The organism is Geotalea uraniireducens Rf4 (genome assembly GCF_000016745.1).
GTDB classification, from domain to species: Bacteria; Desulfobacterota; Desulfuromonadia; order Geobacterales; family Geobacteraceae; genus Geotalea; species Geotalea uraniireducens.
Map to the genome: position 1 here is coordinate 5,098,744 of NC_009483.1, position 21,767 is coordinate 5,120,510.

Genomic DNA, 21,767 nt, shown 5'->3' on the forward strand with positions numbered 1-21,767 from the left:
CCTTGTCAATTCATGTTCTCCGTCTCATACGGCTAACCCCAATTTCAAATCAAGGATGAAATCAAGGCATTACTTTGCCTTGTACCCTATCCTGATCGCTCCCCAATGCCTGTTGTTGATGTAGATCGGCGTGGACATGTCGTTCATGATTTCCCCCGTATCCCTCATATAGGTCTGGAGGAGGGATGTGTCGCTGCTTTTTGCCGCCCTTATGCCGGTTCGGTCGTCAAATATCCTCTTGGTCCTGTTGTTGACCTTATCGGTCTCCAAATCCCCTGTCAGCGGCTTGGTATAGCGGAGATTGTGGCAGGGAACGTAACCGTGATCGTCGACGCAAATGGCAAAGAAGATCTCGCCGCTCTTGGCAGCGATTTCTTCCTGAAGCGGCGAGATGAACTGATCAAAAAACTTGTCGAAGGAAGTGGAGTATTTTTGCGGGGATGTCTTGGGAATCGCCTGATAGTTCCTGTCGAACAGATCTTCCATCCTTATCCTCTTTTCAGAAATGGCCTTTTCTATCGCTGCAACAGCTCTATCCCGCAATTCACAAGCATAATTCTTCATGGTGTCGTGATGATTACCAACGCTGAATTTGCCCACGGTGGAGAAAATCTGCTCGGCAACTTCGGAAAGTTCTTCGAAGGCCTTGCCGCTGGTTTGCATCTGCGTATGCACGGTCGTCGACGTTTCCGAAACATGGTGAATCTTTGAAGAGATTTCATTTACGGTAGCGCTCTGCTCCTCGGTGGCAGAGGCAATCTGATTGATCATGTCGGCAGACTCGCCGGCGATTTGCAGAATTTTTTCCAGGCAATCTCTTGCAGCCAGGGATTTTTCGACCCCCTCTTCGACCCGTTTCTTCTCTTCAATTATGGAGCTCGCAGCTTCGCGGCTTTCGTTCTGAATGTCGGTGATGATTTTGGCGATTTCCTTGGTGGATGTGGCTGTTTTTGCCGAAAGGTTTTTCACCTCATCCGCGACAACCGCAAAACCCCTGCCGTGTTCTCCGGCACGCGCCGCTTCGATTGCAGCGTTAAGTGCCAGGAGGTTCGTCTGGTCTGCGATATCTTCGATCAGAACTACGATCTCGCCGATCTTGTTGGAAGAAGTTTCAAGCCTTTCGACCGTGCCAAGGGTCGTGGCAACGTTGTCGTTGACGATTTTTATGCAGTTGCACGCTTCATCTACAACCGTCATGCCCTCGCTGGCAGCCGAATCGACTTGGGCTGAAAATTCTGCCGCACGGTGTGTATTGCTTGCGACGACGTTAAGTGTTGCCGCCATTTCTTCCGTTGCCACGGCAACCGACATGGCCTGCTCTTTCTGGTCGGTTGTTGCCGATACGGTCTTGTTGGCTCCCAAGGCTACGGTGCATACCGATACGGAAATATTTCCCGCCTGCTGGTAAAGTGATGAAATTATTTCACGGAGCTTGGAGATCAGATGGTTGATTTCAACGGCAAGCTGGCCGATCTCGTCTTTGGAGCGCACCGGAATTTCCTTGGTAAGGTCTCCCTCGCCCCGGGCAATGAGTTTTAATTTTTCCGAGAAATCCAGGAGGTCCTTGACGATCGTCTTTTTGAAGAAAAAGTACATTGCGCATAACATGACGAGGAAGAAAAATACGCCCGCAGCGGTAAGCAGAATTGTCAGATTTATTGCGCTCTTATAGCCGTCTTCCAGGGACGTGGTCAGAAGAATGGCGCCCAGAAATTTGGGCGCTGCGTCGTGGCATTGCTTGCACCGCTCTTCGTTAACAAGAGGAACAGCGGAGTTGAGTGTATGAAGACCATTTTCTTTCAGTTTGATTTCCAACGGCTTACCGCTGTTGATTGATTTTATGACATCGGGGTTCACTGCGGCACTTGCCGTGGCGGGTTCCTTCCCTTCCGCATCGTAAATTTTCAGGTCAATGGCAAATCGTTTTTCCTTTGCCTCCTTGATAAATTTTTCAACCGCTTTTGAATCACCTTTCATCATGTATTCGGCAATGTCATTACTGATAATGGCCGCAATGTTGCGACTGTTTTTTACCTGTAAATCCATTGTCGCATTGTATTCAAGCCACAGAGCCATGCTTCCCATGGCAGCGAAGCCCAGACAAAGGGTGATGCCGATTATTCCCAGTATTTTATGAATCAGTTTGTTTTTGAACATGTGCATACCCCTCAAATTTTGATGCATTTAACGGTTATAAGTAGTTATCGGCATAAAGAAATAATCCTTTAGCTATGCCGGGAGATTTTTCACCCGGGGATAATGCCGTCACACGCTGAATACCGCCCAAGCGATGGGTATGGCTGAAACGGAAAATAAAAGGATTAAGAGAAAAACCGATTAGTACCAATCTTCCGAAAGACCAAGTCCCCCTTTCTCAAAGGGGGGGAACTTCTGCGGAAGATTAGTGCTAATCTGGAGAGAAAAAATGGATGGGAGCGGGTACGGTGAGGCGCTTCTCCGCAGAGCTTCACGGAGCGAGAAGAAAATCAAAATCCTCTTTCGAGAGGGATACTCCGCCGGCGCCGGCCGTGTCGTCGAGAAGCGCCCGGTAGAGCTTGAGCTTGCGCTCCTTGAGCGCCATCATCTTCTCCTCGACGGTATGGCGCATCAGGAGCCGGTTGACGGTGACCTGGGCCGTCTGGCCTATGCGGTGGGCGCGATCCGAGGCCTGGTTCTCGACGGCAGGGTTCCACCACGGGTCGAGATGGTAGACGTAGGTGGCGCGGGTCAGGTTGAGCCCCTTCCCTCCCGCTTTGAGGCTGATGAGAAAGACGAGCGGCTCCTCGCTCTGCTGGAACTGCCGCACCAGCTCCTTACGGCGTGGAACCGGGGTGGAGCCGTCAAGCCTTAAGGTAGCGAGCCCCCGCTGCTTGAGCCCTTCCTCCACCAGGTCCAGATAGCTGGTGAACTGGGAGAAGACCAGGGCGCTGTGTCCTTCGTCCCGCAGTTCCAGGAGATTATCGGCGAGGCATTCCTGTTTGGGGGACTCCCCCTTGACGCCGGCGGTGACAAGGGCGGCGGACAGGCAGATCTGCCGCAGCCGCAGGATGGCGGTAAGCGCGATCATCCGCGCCTGCCCGGCCGCCTTGGCACGAAATGCCTCGTCCACTGCACCGCGCACCTCTTCGACAGTCCGCTGGTACAGCGCCCGCTGTTTCGGCGTCAGCTCCAGATAGAGGTCCATTTCAATGCGCGGCGGCAATTCATCGGCAATCATCTGTTTCGAGCGGCGCAGGACGAAGGGGCGGGTGCGGCGGATCAGGGTGTCGATCCCCCCCGTTCCCCGGATGTCGATGCGGCGCCTGAACTCCTGATAGGGGCCGAGGAGCCCCGGCACGCAGAGGTCCATGATGGCGAAGTATTCTCCCAGGTGGTTCTCCATCGGCGTGCCGGTGAGGGCGAGCTTGAAGCGTCCGTTGATCCGCCGCGCCGCGCCGGTCGTGGCCGTCTGGATATTCTTCACCTGCTGTGCCTCGTCAAAGATGACGACGTTGAAAGGAAGCGTTTCCAGCGTCTCGATGTCCCGCTGGAGGATGCCGTAGCTGGTCAGGACGATGTCGGCAGCGGAGAAGTCGAGGGTGCGCCGCGGGCCGGTGTAGGAGACTATCCGCAGGGCAGGATAGAAGCGGGCGAGTTCGCTCTCCCAGTTGAAGAGGAGCGAAGGAGGCACGACGATCAGGTGCGGCGTGCCTGCGACAGCGGCGGAGTCGATCTGCCCCTCGGCGATGCCGCCGAGGAAGGCGATGGTCTGGACGGTTTTACCGAGCCCCATGTCGTCGGCGAGGCAGGCGCCGAAGCGGTGCTCGTAGAGGAAGGAGAGCCATTCGTACCCCTCGTGCTGATAGGGCCGCAGCATTGTCTTGAGCCCGGCCGGGAGGCGGCGCTCCGGAATCCGCTCCAGTCGGGTGAGATTGGCAAGAAGCCTTTCATCCTCCACGGGCAGGCGCAAAGTGACCCCGTGGGCCCGCAGTTCCAGCCAGTCGAGGATTTGCAACCGCGGGATGCGGACCGGCTCGGATTTCCGCCGTTTCTTCCCCTTCCCCTTCCCCTTCCCCGCCGTCCCGCCGAACAGAAGCTGCAGGATGCGGCGCTGCTCGTCGTCAAGGAGATAGCAGGCGTTCCCCTGCCGCAAAACACCTCCCTCCAGGACCGCCAGGATATCCTCTTCCGCGAGCAGCTCGCCATTGCAGCGGATTTCCGGATTGAGCTCGAACCAGTCGATGGCGTGCCGCGAAGCTTCCACGAAAAAATTCCAGCTTCCTGTCGTCAGCGGTTCCCCGCGGAAACGGAGGCCGAAGCCCGCAGTCTGAAGGGTGGCGGCAAGCTCGCCGAGCCGCGGCAGGAACCCGCTGCGGGGAAGCTCCATCCCGCCGGGCAGGTCGCTGCTGACGAAGGGGTCGATGCCGAACAGCCGGTAGATGGTTTCTATGAGCCGCACCTGGGCCTTCCGCTCGTCGGCCGTAAAACGCCAGCCATCCCCGGCGGCATGAAGCAGCAGCACCGGTTCCGCGCAATTCTTGACAAAGGCGGCGATCAGCCGGCTGGCCTCGGATTTCACCTTCCGCTTGATGAAATCCGGTGACGCCAAGGCGCGCCGGATCGTCGCGGCGCGAGCCGAGGCGCTGGAGGCCTCCAGGGCGGGAAAGCACCCTTCGATGATCGCCGTGAGCCGTTTTTTCGTCTTGAGTGGCTGGCTCAACACGCTTCTGCGCGCAGGATCAAGCAGCCAGAACATTTCCCCGGAAAACGGGAAGCTGAAACCTCCCGCGTCGCCCATGGGAGCGAGCCGGATCGTTTCGCTTTCCAGGTCGCTCAAGATCTCCAGGAAATAGGCCGCGCCGGCCGTCGCTGACGGCTCGGCGGGAACGCCGTCGGCAAGAAAGCGGCAGCAGGCGGCAAACTCCGGTATCCGCTCCGGGTGTATCCTGAGTGCGGCATGGTTGAACAGGGACGCGCTCACCGTGACTCCGCCCCGAAAACGTCGAACCTTTTCGTCGCTCAGTTCCCCGGCGGCCAGGATTTCGTCCTGCACCGATTCCCACAATCCCCATGCTCCGATGCCGATTACGGGACGAATCGTCCCCGCAGCGGGGTCGAAGAGGCACTCTCCCATGATGCGCGCTCCTTCGCCAAGAGCCGTGTCATCGGCAAAGCCGCGGGTTACGGTGACGGCTCCCCCATCGATGGCGAAGGTGACGCACGCAGAGAGAGGGGAGGTATCCTGGTAGGTCAGGGCAACCTCCTCCCCGTTCTTGCGGCGCAAGACAATGGAATAATTGCCGCTCAGGGTTGAGAAATCGTGCAAATAACTTATCGTCGGCTCGAAGAAGTAGTGTCTGGACTGAAATTTCTGCAGGTCGGCCGGGGCGGATGTCCAGTTATATAGCGGCAGGTCGCCGCAACGTACGCTACCCCATAGCTGTCCATTCCCCTCTTCCAGCACCAGCCGATACGGTCGCGACACCGTCTTTTTCATTTCGGATGCCGTGGCCGTAAGCGTTACATGGGGGTAACGGGTTCGCACAACGGGTCGCGGCGCAGGGCGCTGTGGGGAGTCGGTCGAGGCCTGGTCAAGCCCGACCAGGCGTGCGACGTCCTGCAGATGCCCCTCGTTGAAGCGGATCTGGGAAAGGGCGCCGGGCGAGACGAGACGCTTGAGGATCGCCCATGCAGCCGCCACATGCGGGCATTGCCGCACTGGAGCCCAGCCACGGCAGCTGCACTCGGTTTCCAGTCGTTCCCCGGCAACGGCAAGGGTAAGCCGGTGGCGCGCGTACAGGTCTATGGTCAGAGATGTCCCGTCGGCGCTCCATTCAGCTCCCGTGATGGGGGAGCGCAGGCATTCGAGGGCGCCTTCGAGCAGGTTACTCTTGTCGACCAGGCTATAAAGCGCCCCCGGCGGGGTGTTGCGCAACAAGGCAAGGACGGGCGGCAGCTCGGGTGGAGAAGAATTGGAGGTCATGGTCTCGTACTATCCGTCATGAGGGTGAGAAAATCCGTCCATAATAAAAAGGGTATGGGAGTAGGTCAATCAAAATAATGGTTGACCCGGCGAGACCCGGCGGGTTTTAATACGACGATGAACGACAAAATCGACAATTCTCCTGTTTCAAACGGCAAGGCTCTCTTCTGGCTGGTCGTCACCACCGTCCTCTGGGGGGGGAGCTTCGTCTTCAACAAGATCGGCTTTCGAGAGATTCCACCGGTCATGTTTCTCTTCCTGCGTTTTCTTCTCGCGACCATCGTCATGGGCCTGATCTGTATCCCCAGGCTTCGGCAGGTGAACCTGGAGATCATTAAAAAAGGGGGGCTGCTGGGAATGGCGCTGGCCGCCGCCAATCTCTCCTTTGTCATCGGCGTAAACGGCACGACTGTCACCAGGGCCGGTTTTCTCAACAACCTCTTCGTCCTCATCGTGCCGCTGCTCTGTTTCATTATTTGGCGGGACAAGGTAGACAGGCTGACCTTTGCCGGAATTTTTCTGGCAGCGTTCGGCATCGGAGGGCTGGCCAGCGGCGGCGGATTCAGCCACGGCGACCTGTATTCCACCATCTGCGCCCTTTTTATCGCTATCCACATCATCGCCGTCTCCAGGCTTTTGCGCAGCGGAGATGTCTATCTGGTCACGCTGTCCCAATTTGCCACCGTAACCGCCATCGGCGGCATCCTCACCGTCATCCTGCCGGAGCAGCCGTTTCACATCGGCCCGGTTTCCGCCGGCGCGCTCCTCTACTGCGCCATCTTCCCGACTGTCATCTGCTTCACCCTGCAAAACACCTTTCAGCGTTACACCACGCCGACCCGCGCCGGCCTCATCTATACCCTCGATCCGGTCTGGAGCATGCTGGGGGGATTTGTCCTTTTGGGAGAACGGCTGAACACCAGGGAATGGCTCGGCTGCGGGCTGATCTTCGGCGCTGTCGCCGTGCCGCTGCTGGTGAAACTGTCCATCGAGCGGCGGGCCGTCGGCCACTATCGATCGCAGACCTCGGAATAAGGGCCTCTCAAGAAATAAGTGTCGCAATATGGCGCTCGGATTTGGGTCAGAAGTATCAGAAGCGCCTGCTCAGCGCCAGATGGAACGCAATATCCGGCGATGTATCGACGGCGACGTCCTCGGAAACGCCGATGTCCAGCGCGGTCCGCTCCGAAAAGGCGATGGTGCCGCCGATCAAAAGCTGCAGCGCGCTGCCGGTCAACTCCCTCAGGTCGCTGTCGCGGTAGAAGGGGGTATGGCCGGAGAGCTGCGTCTTAAAGGCAATGACCTCCGCCGGACTCCAGCCGATGCCGAGGGTGCCGAACCCAACGACGTTCCTCTGTTGCCCCTTCAGCACGTCGCCGTCGCTCATGCCCATCCCGCCGACCGCGCCGAACAGGCCCAGATGGCCGCCCGACGGCAAGCCATAGTCGTCGCTCCCCGTCAGCCAGAGGGCAAAATCGGTGCTGCCGCTGCCGTGAAGCCTGGCGCTCTCGCCGGTGGGGAATTTCAGGCTGGCGCGCAACGCGAGCGCCCGCGGGTTCTTCTTCCCATCGTCATACAGCTGAAAACCTCCGGAAAGGCGCAGGTCCCCTACCCCGAAGCTGGAATCGTCTATCCGCAACCGCTCCTGTCCGTTTTTGCTGTAATCATAAAGAAGCCGGTTACGCGGCGCCTCTTTCCTCCCCCCCTGCGGCAGGGCAAAAAAGTCATGCCACCCTTCGATGAATCCGTCCAGGAAACCACCTCCCTGGCCCACCAACGGGAGATCGATCCCACCCTCAATCCCTTTCCCGATGCCGTAACGAAAGGCAAGGGTGGTACGGTAGCTCTCGCCGTCCAGCAGGATGGCTTCCCCTGTCAGGCCGTTGCTGCCTTGGGCGAAATTATTCGCCACATCAAGGACCAGCACCCCTGCTCCATGTCCGGGAGGCAGGACAATGGCGCTGCCTGCGGCGGGAAGACCGAAAATCTGCACCAGCGGGCTCTGGTTCTGGGTGTAGAAGGGGGTTATTTCTGCGGCAGATAGCGGTCGCTCAGAAAGGGGCAGTATGCCGAGCATGGCGAGAAACGGGAAGATGATCTTGTTGATTTTCATGGCAAGGTTCCGTGCTGGTCGTTGGCTGTAAATCAAGAGCCCTGAAGTTTCCAACAGGGCTCTTGATGAGAGGAGCATAGTTCCAAGCATGCCAAAAAATTGTCTTTAAAACAAGAAATTAAACTGGGCCTGTACCCGCGCCTCCTGGGGATATGTCTTTCCCTCGTATAGCGCCGTATCCAGTGAATAGGCGCCATCGATGTCCATGTTGAACCACTTGGTGCCGAAGGTCAGGCCTGCCGTGGCGGTGGGGCCGATCCCGCCGTCCGCAATGTTGCTGTACATGCCGCCGCGCAGCTTGAACCAGGATAGCCCGTGCCATTCGAAGCCGCCGCCGACGGTGCGGTTCTTGAACCCTTCCGCCGCCACCACGGTCTCGTTCTCCGTCAGGTCGAGGTCCGCGGCCAGGGTGAGCCACTTGTAGGGGTCAAACGACACCCCCATCCGTACCTGCGGTTTCAGTCTCACCTTGCCGCCGGAACCGACCAGGACATCGCCTTTTTTGTTTTTGATATCAGGGGCATCGAATTCGGGAGTATTCAGGTTCTTGGCGACGATGCCCACATTGAACCAGTCGCTGTAGCGCCAGAGAGCACCCAGGTCAAAGCCGAAGTTGGTGGAGTCCTTGAAATTCTTGGTCAGCTCTTTGGTGATGTCGCTCGACGTGACTGTCGATCCGCTTTTCATGAGGTAGGTCTGCGACTGGTAGACACGGCCGGCGATCACCTTGGCCGTGGCGCCGAGTCCCAGGGTACCGAAGGAGCCGAGGTTGAACGCATGTCCGTAGGAGAGGGGGAACTCGATATATGCCAGGCTACGGGTCAGGACCGAGGTGGTGTTGTTGTCCAAAGTAGGTGCTTTTGTGGGATCAGAAGGAGGTGGGGCCGTGAACGTTGTCGCCATGCTGATTAAGGTGCTGGCAACCTGCTGGGGGGACATACCGGAGCCTGTCATCTGGGCATCGGTGGCGTTGACGAGACCATTTGCCTCAGTTGCGGTAAAGCCGTTACTTGTCAAAGCAGAGTTGATTTGTCCACGGAGCGATGTCGGCCCCGTATCGGCCCCGAAAAATTGCGTCGAAGGGGCCGCCCCTATGGTCGGCGCGGCGAATTCGGCAGGGGTAACCTGGACGTTGGTATTATCCTGTTGCGGCAAGATGTTGACCGTGTCCGGCTCCGGCTGGGCAAACCCTTCAATCGTCCCGAATGCGCCGAACGCAACGTGGTTGATCTGAAAACCGAACACCGCGTTGCCGTTGACAGCCAGGGTACCTTTTTTCTCCTTGATGTCGTTGAGAATCGTGATCGCCTTGACCGTGTCGGTCACGTCCTGCGGCGAGGAAGTCCCGGAGATTTTGCTGAATTTGTCGAAATTCATATTGCCGAGCAGGTCGACGTTGTCGGCAAGACCGTCATTGACCTTCAGGCCGACGCTGACGTCGATTCTGCTGGTAAAGGACTTGTCGCTGAAGGCGAGCCCGGCCGGGTTCCAGTATGGAGCGTAGGCGTCATAGGTCCGCGCCACCCCCGCCCCGCCGATCCCCAGCGTGCCCATGGGCTGAAATTCCGCCCCCATCGCCGTGCCGGTCGCGGCAACCATGAAAAGAGACAAAAACATACAGATATTGCGCTTCATTACACCCTCCCAATTGATCCTTTTGGTTACTTCATGCCAAGGAAATCGTCTCCATCCTATCTTAATGAGAGCCATTCTTGCCACAAAAAAACAACCGCAATTTTAATCTTGCCCATTATGAGCGACGTTCATTCTATAATCGGCGCATACGATAATAAACTTGAATTCGCCCGTTAATCTGCGATATCCTTCCCGTTGCACACTATAAATACAGCCGGTCGTGGAGATGCATTTTCATGGAAATTTACAAGGGGCGATCAAACCCCGATCGCAGAATTAAAAATAATACCGGCAATAAGCTAGGCAGGACCCTGCTTGTTGCGGGAGGAGTGACCGGAGTCCTCGCCCTCCTCGCCTTCATCGGCTATTTTTTCTATCTTCTCGGCACCCTGCCGAAGGTGGACCGGCTGGCCGATTACAGGCCGCCGATCGTTTCCCAGGTTTTCGGCGAAGACGGTAACCTGGTCGGCGAGTTTTATCTGGAGCGCCGCACCGTCGTCCCGGTGGACAAAGTGCCGAAGAAGCTGATCGAGGCCTTCGTTGCTGCCGAGGACTCGAACTTCTACCAGCACAAGGGGATCGACTATCTGGGAATCATCAGGGCCGCGTTTAAAAACCTCATCTCCATGCGCAAGAAGGAAGGGGCCTCCACCATCACCCAGCAGGTGGCAAAATCCATGCTCCTTACCCCGGAAAAGAAATTTTCCCGCAAACTGAAGGAAGCCATTCTCGCCAAACGGATGGAGGAACGGCTGTCGAAGGATGAAATCCTCTACATCTACCTCAACCAGATCTATCTAGGCGCCGGGTCTTACGGCGTCCAGCTCGCTGCCGAGACCTATTTCGCCAAGAATGTGGAAAGCCTGAATCTTGCGGAAATGGCCATGCTTGCCGGGCTTCCCAAGGCGCCGAACACCTATTCGCCGATCAAGCACCTGGAAAAGGCCAAAGAACGGCAGAGTTACGTGTTGGAGAGGATGGTCAAGGAAGGGTATATCACCCAGGCCGAGGCGGACCACGCCAAAAACACGCCGATCGTCGTCCGTTCCCTGAAAAAGGTCAACAGCGAACAGTCTGCCTATTTCCTCGAACAGGTACGCATCCAGCTGGAGGAAAAATACGGAGAGGACCGCCTCTACAAGGAAGGGCTGAGGATCTACACCACCATGAACGCCGAGATGCAGAAGGCTGCCTATGAAGGGGTTGTCAACGGCCTCAAGGCCTTGGACAAGCGGCAGGGGTTCCGTGGCCCCGTCAAGTATCTGGCAGAGAGCGAGGTGGGTGAATTCTGCAAACATGTTGAGGACAGCATCGATTCGGCGGCCCTGAAGCAGGGCGCAACGTTCCAGGGGGTGGTGACGGCGGTAAATTCTGCCAAAGGTGACGTGACGGTTAGAGTCGGCGACAGAACCGGGATTCTAAACCGGAAAAACATGGCCTGGGCGGGAAAAGTAACCCTGCTGGACACATACGGAAAACCAGAGGGAGCCAAAGGTAAGGCCCTGCCGTTGGGAAGCGTGATCGAGGTTTCGGTGGTCACTCCTGACGTGAACAAGTCCGGCGCGCTCTTTGCCCTTGACCAGGAACCGGAAGCCCAGGCGGCCCTGTTTGCCATGGACCCTAAAACCGGCGGAGTACGCGCAATGGTAGGTGGTTACGATTTCAAGAAAAGCCAGTTCAACCGTGCCATGCAGGCCAAGCGTAACCCCGGTTCAGCGTTCAAACCGATTATTTATGCGGCGGCCGTAGACAAAGGGATGACACCGGCTACCATAATCGACGATGCGCCGGTGGAGTACGACAGCGGAAGGGAAAAGTCCTGGAAGCCGAAAAACTACGACAACATCTACCGCGGCGCAGTTACCATGCGCGAAGCCCTGACCAACTCCATAAACGTGGTCAGCATCAAGATCCTTGAAAGCACCGGAGTGAACACCGCCATTGAATATGCCAAGAAACTTGGGATAACCTCTCCCCTTGCCAACAACCTGACCCTGGCCCTCGGCTCCTCCAGCCTCACCCCCATGGAACTGACCAGCGCCTATGCGGTATTTGCCTCCGGCGGCTACAAGGTCACGCCTTATTTCATAACCAAGGTGGTCGACAGTAAAGGAAAGGTTCTGGAAGAGATCGCTCCCCCCGCGCTGCCGGTCTTCTCTGCGGCGACCTCGGCGGTGACATTGTCCATGGACGAAGAAAGGAATGCTCCGGCTGCCGGCACCACTCTGACGGCTGTACCGGCCATCTCGCCCGAGACCTCCTATATCATGACCAACCTGATGGAAAGCGTCGTATCGAGCGGTACCGGGCAGCGGGCCAGGGCTTTGGGCCGTCCCGTGGCAGGAAAAACCGGCACTACCAACGATATGAAGGACGCCTGGTTTATCGGCTACGTGCCGCAACTGGTTGCGGGCGTATGGGTCGGTTATGACCAGGAACGCTCGCTTGGAGCCGGCGGTTCGGGCGGGCAAGCCGCAGCCCCGATCTGGACCGAATTCATGCAGCGCTCCCTGGGGGGCATGCCGGTTCAGAATTTCCCCGTGCCGGCCAACGTGACCTTTGCCCTTATTAATCCGCGAACCGGCCGCTTGGCAAAGGAGGGGAGCGAAGGAAGCGTGACCGAATGTTTCATAACCGGTACTGAACCGACGACCTATGACGGAGATGCCGTCAAAACCGGCAGCGACGAGTAATATTAGCCCCGCTTAACCGCGCAACATATTGATATTTCTAGATTTTTGCGAAGCCCCATAAACCGTGCGTCCGCAAAAAGCGGTAGGTGTAATCCTTTGCTGGACCTTGTAATAGGGAGACCAATCGGGCTAAATCTGCTCCCAGCTGTAAAAAAAAAGTTTTTTTTCAAATAAACCCTTGCAAACTGCAAATTTATGACTATAGTATTTGCAATTATCACTCTAAAGGAGGGTTTATCATGACTAAAGCAGAACTCGTAGAAGCAGTTGCAAAATCCGCCAGTCTGACCAAAGGCGCAGCGGAAAAAGCTGTAGGCGCTTTCATTTCGACTGTGAGCGGCGCACTGAAAAAAGGCGACAGGGTTACCTTGGTCGGCTTCGGCAGCTTTGAAGTTGCCAGCAGAAAAGCCCGTACCGGCAGAAATCCCCAGACCGGAAAAGAAATCAAAATAGCTGCTGCCAAGGTTCCCAAGTTCCGTCCTGGCAAAGCTCTTAAGGATGCCGTAGCCTCCAAGAAGAAGTAATCCCGGATTGTGATAGATTCACCTTTCCTATAATGCTTGTCTGGTGTTTGTACTTTTTCAGCTAAACCACACAAGAACCCCGCCCCTGCGGGGTTTTTTTATTTCTGCACCACTACCCGCCCCCTCCGGTTGACGGCGTCTGCGACTGGAGACATAGGAGAATTAAAGCTCCAGAGATGTTGTTTTAGCAACGCTTTGTGTTATTATGTCTCCATTGATGAATAGCAGTTTTTCTATCTCCACCGCCACATCAAGGAGTTCCTTCATGTCGAAATCCCTCGTTATCGTGATTATCTCCTCTCTCTTCTTAAATTACGGCTGCACCATGTTTAGCGCGTGGAAAACCATTCCGCCACCGGGAGGATGTGACCAGTGCCATACCGTTTCCATCAGCAACAACTGGCAGGTGGCCTACAAGGCTCCGGTTCTCAGCGATGAACGTAATCGCGAATACTTTCAGACCGAGGGGTATACCATGCCGAAAACCTCCAAACCATCATCTGTGCTTGATTTGCGCAAGGTGGAAGAGCTCAGGTGCTTTGAGTGCCACAAATCACCCAACATGGCCCACAAAGAGAGAATGGGACGTTTCCACCATTAATTTATGAATAGACCATTGCGCAAAACAAAGATTATCGCCACTCTCGGGCCGGCCAGCGGATCGCCGGAAATGGTCGGGCGACTCATGGATAGCGGGGTGGACGTTTTTCGCCTCAATTTTTCCCACGGCTCCCACGAAGAAAAAACCCGCCTTATCGAAACGATCCGCGCCCTGTCTGAACAGAAGGAAAAGACCATCGGCATTCTCGCAGATCTGCAAGGGCCGAAAATCAGGACCGGTCGGATGACGGAGGGAGCGATCCCGCTCGTTAGGGGTGAACTGCTCGACATAACCACTGACGACATTCTCGGCCGCCCCGGCCTGATATCCACCATCTACCAGGCATTGCCCAAGGACGTGAAACAGGGATCGAGGATTCTGCTCGATGACGGCATGATCGAGTTGAAGGTCCTTTCAGTCTCCGGCAACACGGTTCACTGCACGGTTGTCGAAGGTGGCGTGCTGAAGGATCTTAAAGGGATGAATCTTCCCGGTGTCGACGTTTCCGCCCCTTCCCTGTCGGAAAAGGATAAGGCAGACCTGGATTTTTGCCTCGGGATGGGGGTGGATTATATCGCCCTTTCCTTTGTGCGCAGAGCTTCTGACGTGGAAAGCCTTAAGGAGATCATCTACAAGCGGGGGGAGAACATCCCGGTAATTGCCAAGATTGAAAAGCCTGAAGCGCTGCGCAATTTTAAAAGTATTCTTGCAGCCGCCGATGCTGTAATGGTGGCAAGAGGGGATCTGGGAGTCGAATTGAGCGCCGAGCGGGTTCCACTTGTGCAGAAAAAAATCATCCGGGCATGCAATGAAGCCGGCAAACCGGTCATCACCGCCACGCAGATGCTGGAATCGATGATTCTCCACGCCAGGCCGACCAGGGCGGAAACTTCCGACGTTGCCAACGCCATTCTCGATGGTACGGACGCCGTCATGCTTTCCGGAGAAACCGCTTCCGGCGGTTATCCGGTTGAAGCGGTGCGGACCATGGCCAAGATTGCGTTGGACATTGAGCGTTCGGAACTATGGCGACTACCGCCGATCAGATCACTGCACAGCAACAATATCCCCGAGGCTGTGGCGGAAGCCGCATGTCACGCGGCGTCCACCCTCAAGGCAAAAGCCCTGGTGGTATTCACCCAATCGGGCGGCACGGCTGCCCTGATCTCCAAGTTCCGGCCACAACTACCCATCATCGCTTTTACTCCATTTCCAGACATTCAGCGCCGTCTTTCTCTCTTTTGGGGGGTAAACAGCTGTCCGATCGGCTCCATGGGGGGAACGAACCAGCAGATCAAAGTTGGAGAAATGGCGCTCCTTGCCGCCGGCTTCAAAAAAGGGGATGTGATCGTCATCACCATGGGGGTGCCGATCGAAGCCAAGGGATCTACCAACCTGATGAAGATCCATATACTGGGAACGGAAGGATTTTATCCGCTTTTCTGAAAGGAGGCGCCATGAGAAAGCTGTTTGATGAGACAAAAATCAATCATCTGCTGCTGCCGAACCGCTTGGTACGCTCCGCCACCTGGGAAGGGATGTGCGAAGCAGATGGTCGCCCGACCAAAAAACTGGCCGCCTGTTACGCCAACCTGGCCAGAGGCGGAGTCGGCCTGATCATCACCGGCTACGCCTTCATCCGTCCCGACGGAAGACAGCTTCCCGGCCAGATGGGTATCCATACCGACAGCTTTGCTGCAGAGATGCGTGCACTAACCGAAACGGTCCACCGGGAAGGGGGAAAGGTCTGCCTCCAGCTCGTACACGTGGGAGGCCAGACCAGCTCCAAGACCATCGGCCGCCAACCGGTAGCCCCCTCCGCAATCAAGGTCGAACAGTTTCCCGAAGAAGCGGCGGAACTGTCGGTTAAAGAGATAGGGGAGATTGCGGCCCAGTTCGGCGAGGGGGCACGCAGAGCCAAGGAGTACGGCTTCAACGCCGTCCAGCTCCATGCATCCCATGGTTACCTCATCAACCAGTTTCTCTCACCGCTGACCAACCGGAGGAGTGACGCATACGGCGGGAGCATCGAAAACCGTTGCCGCTTCCTCCTCGAAGCCTACTGGCGCGTGCGGAAAGCCGTGGGTAGCGAATTCCCCGTGCTCGTGAAACTGAACGGCGACGACAACCTGGCCGGCGGACTGAGTCTGGATGACGCGATAACGGCCGCCCGTGCCCTAGACGAGGAGGGAATCGATGCAATCGAGGTGAGCGGCGGCACCCCTGCCTCCGGCGACCGGACACCCGTTCGGCAGGGGATCGACAGCCGTGAGCAGGAAGCGTATAACCTCCCCCTTGCCTATCGGATCAAGCAGGCGGTATCCTGTCCGGTTATGGTGGTCGGCGGACTTCGCTCGTTTGAAATTGTCGAGGGCATCATTCGCCGGGAAGAGGCGGATTATGTGGCCATGGCACGGCCATTCATCCGTGAGCCCGCGCTGGCAAAGCGATGGGCAGGCGGAGACGAGTCCCATGCCCGTTGCATCTCCTGCAACGGTTGCTTTAAACCGGGGCTTAAGAGTGGTGGAATTTACTGCGTGGTGGACAGGATCGAGCAGGAAAGCAAAAGAGTCTCGCTGTAAGGGGCCATGCCGTCTTATTAATGTAATGTGATCAGCCTATGTGAGGGTTGCTGCAATGTCGAATATCATCCTGCTGGCAGTCTGCTTTGGCGCAGGGATCTTTCTCCAAAGGACCGGTCGCTTTCCGGTCGCCACCCCGGCGGCACTGAACGGCTTCATCATCCACATATCACTGCCGGCTCTGACGCTTCTCCACATTCACCGACTTCACTTGGACAGCACGATCATCTTTACCGCCGCCATGGCCTGGTGCCTGTTCGGCGCCGGATTCCTGTTGTTTCGTGTTGTCGGGAGGCTGGCAGGCCTGACATCCGGCACCACTGGCGCTCTCATGCTCGTCGGCGGGCTGGGTAATACCTCCTTCGTCGGGCTGCCGATGATCGAAGCCTACTACGGCAAGGAATTTCTCGGCGTGGGAATCATCGCCGACCAGCTCGGATCCTTCCTCGTTCTATCCACCCTCGGAATAGCCATTGCGACGATTTACTCTTCCGGCGACGTGTCGCCACGCCAGATGGTGCGGAAGGTCCTCCTTTTCCCGCCATTCCAGGCCCTGGTGATCGCCTTTCTTCTCATCCCGGTCCCCTTCCCGGACTGGCTGGCCATAATCCTGCAAAAACTCGGCGACACCCTGACCCCGCTGGCACTGGCCTCGGTCGGCTTCCAGCTCCGACTGGGCCACATCCGGGGCGAGTTGAAGCCGCTTGGCCTCGGGCTCCTTTATAAGCTGGTTATCGGCCCGGCCCTCCTCACCCTCCTCTTTGCCGGCATCATGGGGGGAAGCGGCAAAGTCATGCAGGTTACCCTTTTCGAAGCGGCCATGGCACCCATGATCACCGCCGGTATCATCGCGGTCGACCACGATCTCAATCCGCCGCTGGTAACCCTCATGATCGGCATCGGCATCCCTCTTTCGTTTCTTACCCTGCCGGCATGGTGGTGGCTTTTACAAGGGGTGTAAAAAAAAAGCCCTCGTCATTGAAGGGCTTTTTTCGTATCAGCTATGTTCCCTGGTGGCGTGGAACTGTATTTCCCGCCAGTTTTCCATGGTGTTGTCAAGCCGCCACTGGCTCGCAGCAAGGTAAGCAAGATTTCCCTCGCCGTCCCGATAGAGGTGCATCGCTTCCTTCTTCTCAAACTCTTCCAGTTTTTTCTTCTCACCGGTTACCCAGCGGGCGGTAACGTAGGAAACCGGCTCATAGGCTGCCTTGACCTTGTACTCATGCTCCAGCCGGTGCATGACCACGTCGAATTGGAGAAGACCGACGGCGCCGACGATCCAGTCGCTCCCCATCAGGGGGCGGAAGACCTGGGTCGTCCCCTCTTCGGCAAGCTGGACGAGCCCTTTCTCCAGGGCTTTGGATTTCATCGGATCAAGAAGGCGCACCTTGCGGAAATGCTCCGGCGCAAAGTTGGGGATACCGGTATATTTGAGCTCTTCCCCCTGGGTAAAGGTGTCGCCGATCTTGATGGTGCCGTGGTTATGGATGCCGATGATGTCGCCGGGGTAGGCCTCGTCCACGTTGGTGCGATCCTGTGCCATGAAGATGGTGGCGTTGGCGATCTGCACCTCGCGGCCGAGACGGATGTGCCGCACCTTCATGCCGCGGATAAACTTCCCTGAACAGATGCGGAAGAAGGCGATGCGGTCCCGGTGAGCCGGGTCCATGTTGGCCTGAATTTTAAAGGTGAAGCCGGTGAACGGCTCCTCGTAAGGGGAAACGGCACGGCTCTCGGTCTCTCGCGGCAAAGGCGCCGGGGCATGTTCAACGAAGGTGTCAAGGAGCTGCTGGATGCCGAAGGTGTTGATGGCACTGCCGAAAAAGACCGGCGTCTGCAGACCGGCGAGATATGCCTCCTGCTCAAAGGGGTGTGCTGCACCTTCAAGGAGTTCCACGTCATTTCGGAGTTCCTCGACCTGGGAACCCAGCAACTCGTCGAGGAGTGGGTCCTCCAGCCCCTTGACGGTTATGGTCTGACCGGTACCCTTATCGGCCTCCGGATCGAAGAAGGTCAGCTCTTTGCTGTAAAGGTGATAGGTGCCGCGGAACCGTTTGCCCATCCCGACCGGCCAGGTCATGGGAGCGCACTGGATATTCAGGGTGCTCTCGATGTCGTCGAGGAGGTCAAGGGGCTCGCGCCCTTCACGGTCCAGTTTGTTGATAAAAGTCATGATCGGGGTATGGCGCAGGCGACAGACTTCGAGAAGCTTCTTGGTCTGGCTCTCCACCCCTTTGACCGAATCGATCACCATGAGGACCGAGTCGACGGCGGTGAGGGTACGGTAGGTATCCTCGGAAAAATCGTTGTGGCCCGGCGTGTCGAGGAGGTTGATCTCGAAATCCCTGTAGGTGAACTTCATAACCGAGGAGGTAACGGAGATGCCGCGCTGCTTTTCCATCTCCATCCAGTCGGAGGTGGCATGGCGGGCAGCCTTGCGGGCCCGGACCTCACCGGCCTGCTGGATGGCGCCGCCAAAGAGGAGAAGCTTTTCCGTAATGGTTGTCTTCCCTGCATCAGGGTGACTGATGATGGCGAAAGTACGCCTGCGGCTTATTTCTTTCTCATTATGCTTTTTCATGGGAACTACTCCTCGATTCTCATCCGCCGAAACAAAAAGCCGGCAAGTGATTAACGGATAACTATGCTTTTGCCAATGGCCGGGTCTAGGAGTCTGTCGGACTTAGGGAATCGTAGCGAGAGAATGGCAATCGAGGACAGATTTTCGGAAATTTGAGAGCGAATAGTGGACCTATTTGTCGAAAATTTCCGGAAATATGGACCGATTTTCCGTTCTCGCAGTAGATTCATTCCTAAGTCCGATAGGCTCCTATAGACACAAGAAAGGCGAAGAGGTTATCTTCGCCTTTCGAAGTACCGTTAAATAATGCCATGTTGACAGCAAAAGGGCAATAAAAAACTACCCTTTTTCACCAGCAGAAAGCTCTTCCTTTTATTGCCGCCAAAATGGTAAATTTACATCATGAGTAAAGCAATCGGAACATTGAGATACCATGTTGATTGACACCCACTGCCATCTGGCGGCCCCCTCCCTTGCCTCCAGACTGCCTGAGGTTATAGATGCCGGCAAGATGGCCGGCGTGGAAAAGTTCATCGTTCCCGGGGTCGGCCCGGAAGACTGGGAGCTAATCAACGAGCTGCAAATGAACTGGCAGGAGATCTATCCAGCCTTTGGCCTGCATCCCATGCGAGCCGATCTTATTTGCAGCGAAGTTCTGGTACGGCTGGAATTCCTCTCCCGGTCTGCAGTGGCAATCGGTGAAATCGGCCTTGACTACACGTTAACCGACGTTCCAAGGCAAATACAAATATCCGCATTTCGCAGCCAGCTTGCACTGGCGTTAAAGTACAATTTGCCGATACTCATCCACTGCCGCAAAGCTTTCCAGGATCTGCTCACCATCCTCAAGGATGTAGATATACGGAAGGTCGGCGGAGTAATGCACGCCTTTTCCGGCAGCCCGGAAACTGCACAGGAATGCATAAAGCTGGGGCTTTACATTTCTGTAGCCGGAACCGTGACCTATTCCAATGCAGTAAGACCTCTGGAAGTGGTGAAAAGAATCCCTCTCCAGCGCCTGCTCCTGGAAACGGACGCACCGGACTTGACACCTGAACCGTATCGGGGTCAAGCCAACGAACCGGCATTTATTGTTGAAACTGCGCGGAAGGTGGCCCAGATCAAAGGGGTCACAGTAGAAGAAGTCGCGACTGCGACTACTTTGAATGCAAATAAATTGTTTCGTTTGATCTAAGTGGCAAATCGTCTGCTTGCCAAGAGCGCCGGGGATAATCAGAGTCCCCTTGCAAATACAACTCAGAGGTTAATTAATGTCCAATCTGCACCGTTTTTCCCGCACTGAATTACTCATCGGCCCTCAAGGTCTGGATAAGCTGAAAAACTCGACCGTGGCAGTCTTTGGCCTGGGCGGCGTCGGCAGTTTTGCCGCCGAGGCTCTCTGCCGAGCCGGAATCGGTCGGCTGGTGATCGTCGACTTCGACGACATCTGCCTGACCAACGTCAACCGCCAGCTCCACGCACTGGACGGCACAGTCGGTAAAGCCAAGGCCCTGGTAATGGCCGAACGGCTGAGGCTGATCAACCCGCAGGCCGACATCGTCCCCTACAAGGACTTCTACGCCGCCGACAACAGCGATTTCTTCTTGTCTCACGGTTACGACTACGTGGTGGACGCCATTGACCATATCACCAGCAAACTCCACCTGATCCGAAGCTGCAAGGAAAAAGAGATCCCTATTATTTCCAGCATGGGAGCAGCGGCCAAGCTCGACCCGACACTGATAAAGGTAGCTGACATCGCCGAAACCCAGAAATGCCGCATGGCCCGTTCCGTGCGCAAGCTATTAAAAAAACAGGGAATATCCTGCGGGGTCAAGGTGGTGTTTTCCACCGAGGAGTACCGTCAGCAGGATGTAAAAGACGGCGGCTGCAAGGGGAATTGCATCTGCCCAAACAAGGACGACCAGCGATTCTCCTGCGAGCACCGACGGGTTATTCTCGGCAGCATTTCCTTCATACCGTCGATTTTCGGACTTACCATGGCCGGGGTGGTGGTAAACGACCTCCTGTCAGCGCATTAATAATTACCACCCTGGTTGACCGGACATTTTTTGTCGATATACTCTTTACAAAAATACACTCTCTATCTGATGCAGAACTGGAGGCGCGTATGGGAAAAGAGTATACGGTACAGGAAGCACTGAAGCTGGCCATTCAGGCTGAGAAAGACAGTATGGACTTTTATCGGCGGGCTGCATCGGTTACCAGGAATGAGCGGGCAAAAAAGGTTTTCGAGTTGCTGGCCAATGAAGAAGTGGGACACCTTAAATCCTTTTTTGATCACTACAAGGGAGGAAATTTCGGAGATCTCATGTCGTTCATTGAGTCGCCGCCCAACAAGAAGAATGCCACCTACCTGGCCCTGGAGAAAGCCATCGACGAGGAAACCCACGAGCAACTGGCTTTGGAGATCGCCCTCAAGGAAGAAAAATCCTGCATTGACCAGTACACCATTATTGGTAAGGACATCATTGACCCGCTGGTCAGAGGGATTTTTGAACGTGTGGTAAAAGAGACACAAAACCACTATGACATGATAGAAGACGAGTACATGCATATCATGACCATGGTCGACAAATCAGATCAAGACATTTATGTGAGGGAATGATGCGGCTTCATACATTTATTATGATGTTTCTGGTAGTATCTCTTTCCCCTATTTCTCTACTTGCTGCCGCCCGGGAAGATGTGAGAGGAATAAGTTTACGCCAACAAGGGAACAAGATGATTGACGAGAAATGTCTGGCTTGTCATAATCGGCAGAAAATAGAAGCCGCCCTGAAAGAGCGGAAAAATATGGAAAAGATCACGCAACGAATGGAGAAGAAGGGTGTCGTGCTAAGCGACAGGGACCGTCAGGTGCTCGGTCATTTCTGGCAGCAAAATCCTCTGAAGAAGATTAAATAGTGTCTCATCCGGAAACTCCGGATGAGACACTATTGGTTTCCAATGTGGAAACGAGGGATTTTTAGTCCTGGCAAGGAAATCGAGGGGTTGCGCGGAGGCGTACATCGGTACGCCGCACAAGCAAGCCTGAAGATTGACACCGCCAGGG

Annotated in this window: 16 protein-coding genes; 11 read left to right on the forward strand and 5 right to left on the reverse strand. The window is 56.0% G+C overall.

Annotated elements, in window-relative coordinates:
* Nucleotides 1-69: 69 nt before the first annotated feature.
* Both GURA_RS22375 and GURA_RS22380 read right to left on the reverse strand, forming a co-directional pair.
* A complete protein-coding gene (locus GURA_RS22375) occupies nt 70-2,157 on the reverse strand; it encodes a methyl-accepting chemotaxis protein (protein ID WP_011941170.1) in 2,088 nt (695 codons plus the stop codon).
* Between the two features lie 310 nt (nt 2,158-2,467).
* Nucleotides 2,468-5,962, reverse strand: a complete 3,495-nt coding sequence (locus tag GURA_RS22380) for a DEAD/DEAH box helicase (protein ID WP_011941171.1) — start codon at nt 5,960-5,962, stop codon at nt 2,468-2,470.
* A 117-nt stretch (nt 5,963-6,079) separates the two neighbouring features.
* Here GURA_RS22380 and GURA_RS22385 point away from each other — a divergent pair, with 117 nt between their 5' ends.
* Nucleotides 6,080-6,997, forward strand: coding sequence for a DMT family transporter (locus GURA_RS22385; RefSeq protein WP_011941172.1), 918 nt, complete (start codon nt 6,080-6,082; stop codon nt 6,995-6,997).
* A gap of 55 nt (nt 6,998-7,052) precedes the next feature.
* Here the strand turns inward: GURA_RS22385 and GURA_RS22390 are convergent, their stop codons facing one another.
* Nucleotides 7,053-8,075: a DUF3187 family protein gene (locus tag GURA_RS22390; protein WP_041245618.1), complete on the reverse strand. Its 1,023-nt coding sequence runs from the start codon at nt 8,073-8,075 to the stop codon at nt 7,053-7,055.
* A 105-nt stretch (nt 8,076-8,180) separates the two neighbouring features.
* Nucleotides 8,181-9,710 (reverse strand): conjugal transfer protein TraF, encoded by a 1,530-nt coding sequence (gene traF, locus GURA_RS22395; protein WP_011941174.1) that lies wholly within the window; start codon nt 9,708-9,710, stop codon nt 8,181-8,183.
* A gap of 236 nt (nt 9,711-9,946) precedes the next feature.
* On the opposite strand from traF, the gene GURA_RS22400 reads away from it, so the two are divergent.
* From GURA_RS22400 to GURA_RS22425, 6 genes are all read left to right on the forward strand, one after another.
* A complete protein-coding gene (locus GURA_RS22400; protein WP_011941175.1) occupies nt 9,947-12,403 on the forward strand; it encodes a penicillin-binding protein 1A in 2,457 nt (818 codons plus the stop codon).
* Between the two features lie 239 nt (nt 12,404-12,642).
* Complete coding sequence (locus GURA_RS22405) at nt 12,643-12,927, forward strand: HU family DNA-binding protein (RefSeq protein ID WP_011941176.1); 285 nt, start codon at nt 12,643-12,645, stop codon at nt 12,925-12,927.
* Nucleotides 12,928-13,192: 265 nt separating this feature from the next.
* Nucleotides 13,193-13,528, forward strand: coding sequence for a hypothetical protein (locus GURA_RS22410; RefSeq protein ID WP_011941177.1), 336 nt, complete (start codon nt 13,193-13,195; stop codon nt 13,526-13,528).
* A gap of 3 nt (nt 13,529-13,531) precedes the next feature.
* Nucleotides 13,532-14,974: a pyruvate kinase gene (gene pyk / locus GURA_RS22415; RefSeq protein WP_011941178.1), complete on the forward strand. Its 1,443-nt coding sequence runs from the start codon at nt 13,532-13,534 to the stop codon at nt 14,972-14,974.
* 11 nt (nt 14,975-14,985) lie between these two features.
* Nucleotides 14,986-16,110, forward strand: coding sequence for an oxidoreductase (locus GURA_RS22420; protein ID WP_011941179.1), 1,125 nt, complete (start codon nt 14,986-14,988; stop codon nt 16,108-16,110).
* Nucleotides 16,111-16,165: 55 nt separating this feature from the next.
* Nucleotides 16,166-17,071 (forward strand): AEC family transporter, encoded by a 906-nt coding sequence (locus GURA_RS22425; protein WP_011941180.1) that lies wholly within the window; start codon nt 16,166-16,168, stop codon nt 17,069-17,071.
* 36 nt (nt 17,072-17,107) lie between these two features.
* Here the strand turns inward: GURA_RS22425 and GURA_RS22430 are convergent, their stop codons facing one another.
* Nucleotides 17,108-18,691 (reverse strand): peptide chain release factor 3, encoded by a 1,584-nt coding sequence (locus tag GURA_RS22430; RefSeq protein ID WP_011941181.1) that lies wholly within the window; start codon nt 18,689-18,691, stop codon nt 17,108-17,110.
* Between the two features lie 433 nt (nt 18,692-19,124).
* Between GURA_RS22430 and GURA_RS22435 the strand changes: the two genes are divergently transcribed.
* The 4 genes from GURA_RS22435 to GURA_RS22450 all read left to right on the forward strand — a co-directional run bounded on the left by GURA_RS22435 (nt 19,125) and on the right by GURA_RS22450 (nt 21,619).
* Nucleotides 19,125-19,886 carry a TatD family hydrolase gene (locus tag GURA_RS22435; RefSeq protein ID WP_011941182.1) on the forward strand — a complete coding sequence of 254 codons (762 nt, stop codon included), beginning with the start codon at nt 19,125-19,127 and terminating at the stop codon, nt 19,884-19,886.
* A 76-nt stretch (nt 19,887-19,962) separates the two neighbouring features.
* Entirely contained in the window at nt 19,963-20,733 is a 771-nt protein-coding gene (locus GURA_RS22440; protein WP_011941183.1) for a tRNA threonylcarbamoyladenosine dehydratase, read from the forward strand.
* Nucleotides 20,734-20,822: 89 nt separating this feature from the next.
* A complete protein-coding gene (locus tag GURA_RS22445) occupies nt 20,823-21,320 on the forward strand; it encodes a ferritin-like domain-containing protein (protein ID WP_011941184.1) in 498 nt (165 codons plus the stop codon).
* 116 nt (nt 21,321-21,436) lie between these two features.
* Nucleotides 21,437-21,619, forward strand: coding sequence for a hypothetical protein (locus tag GURA_RS22450; RefSeq protein ID WP_232278959.1), 183 nt, complete (start codon nt 21,437-21,439; stop codon nt 21,617-21,619).
* The last annotated feature ends 148 nt before the right edge of the window (nt 21,620-21,767 follow it).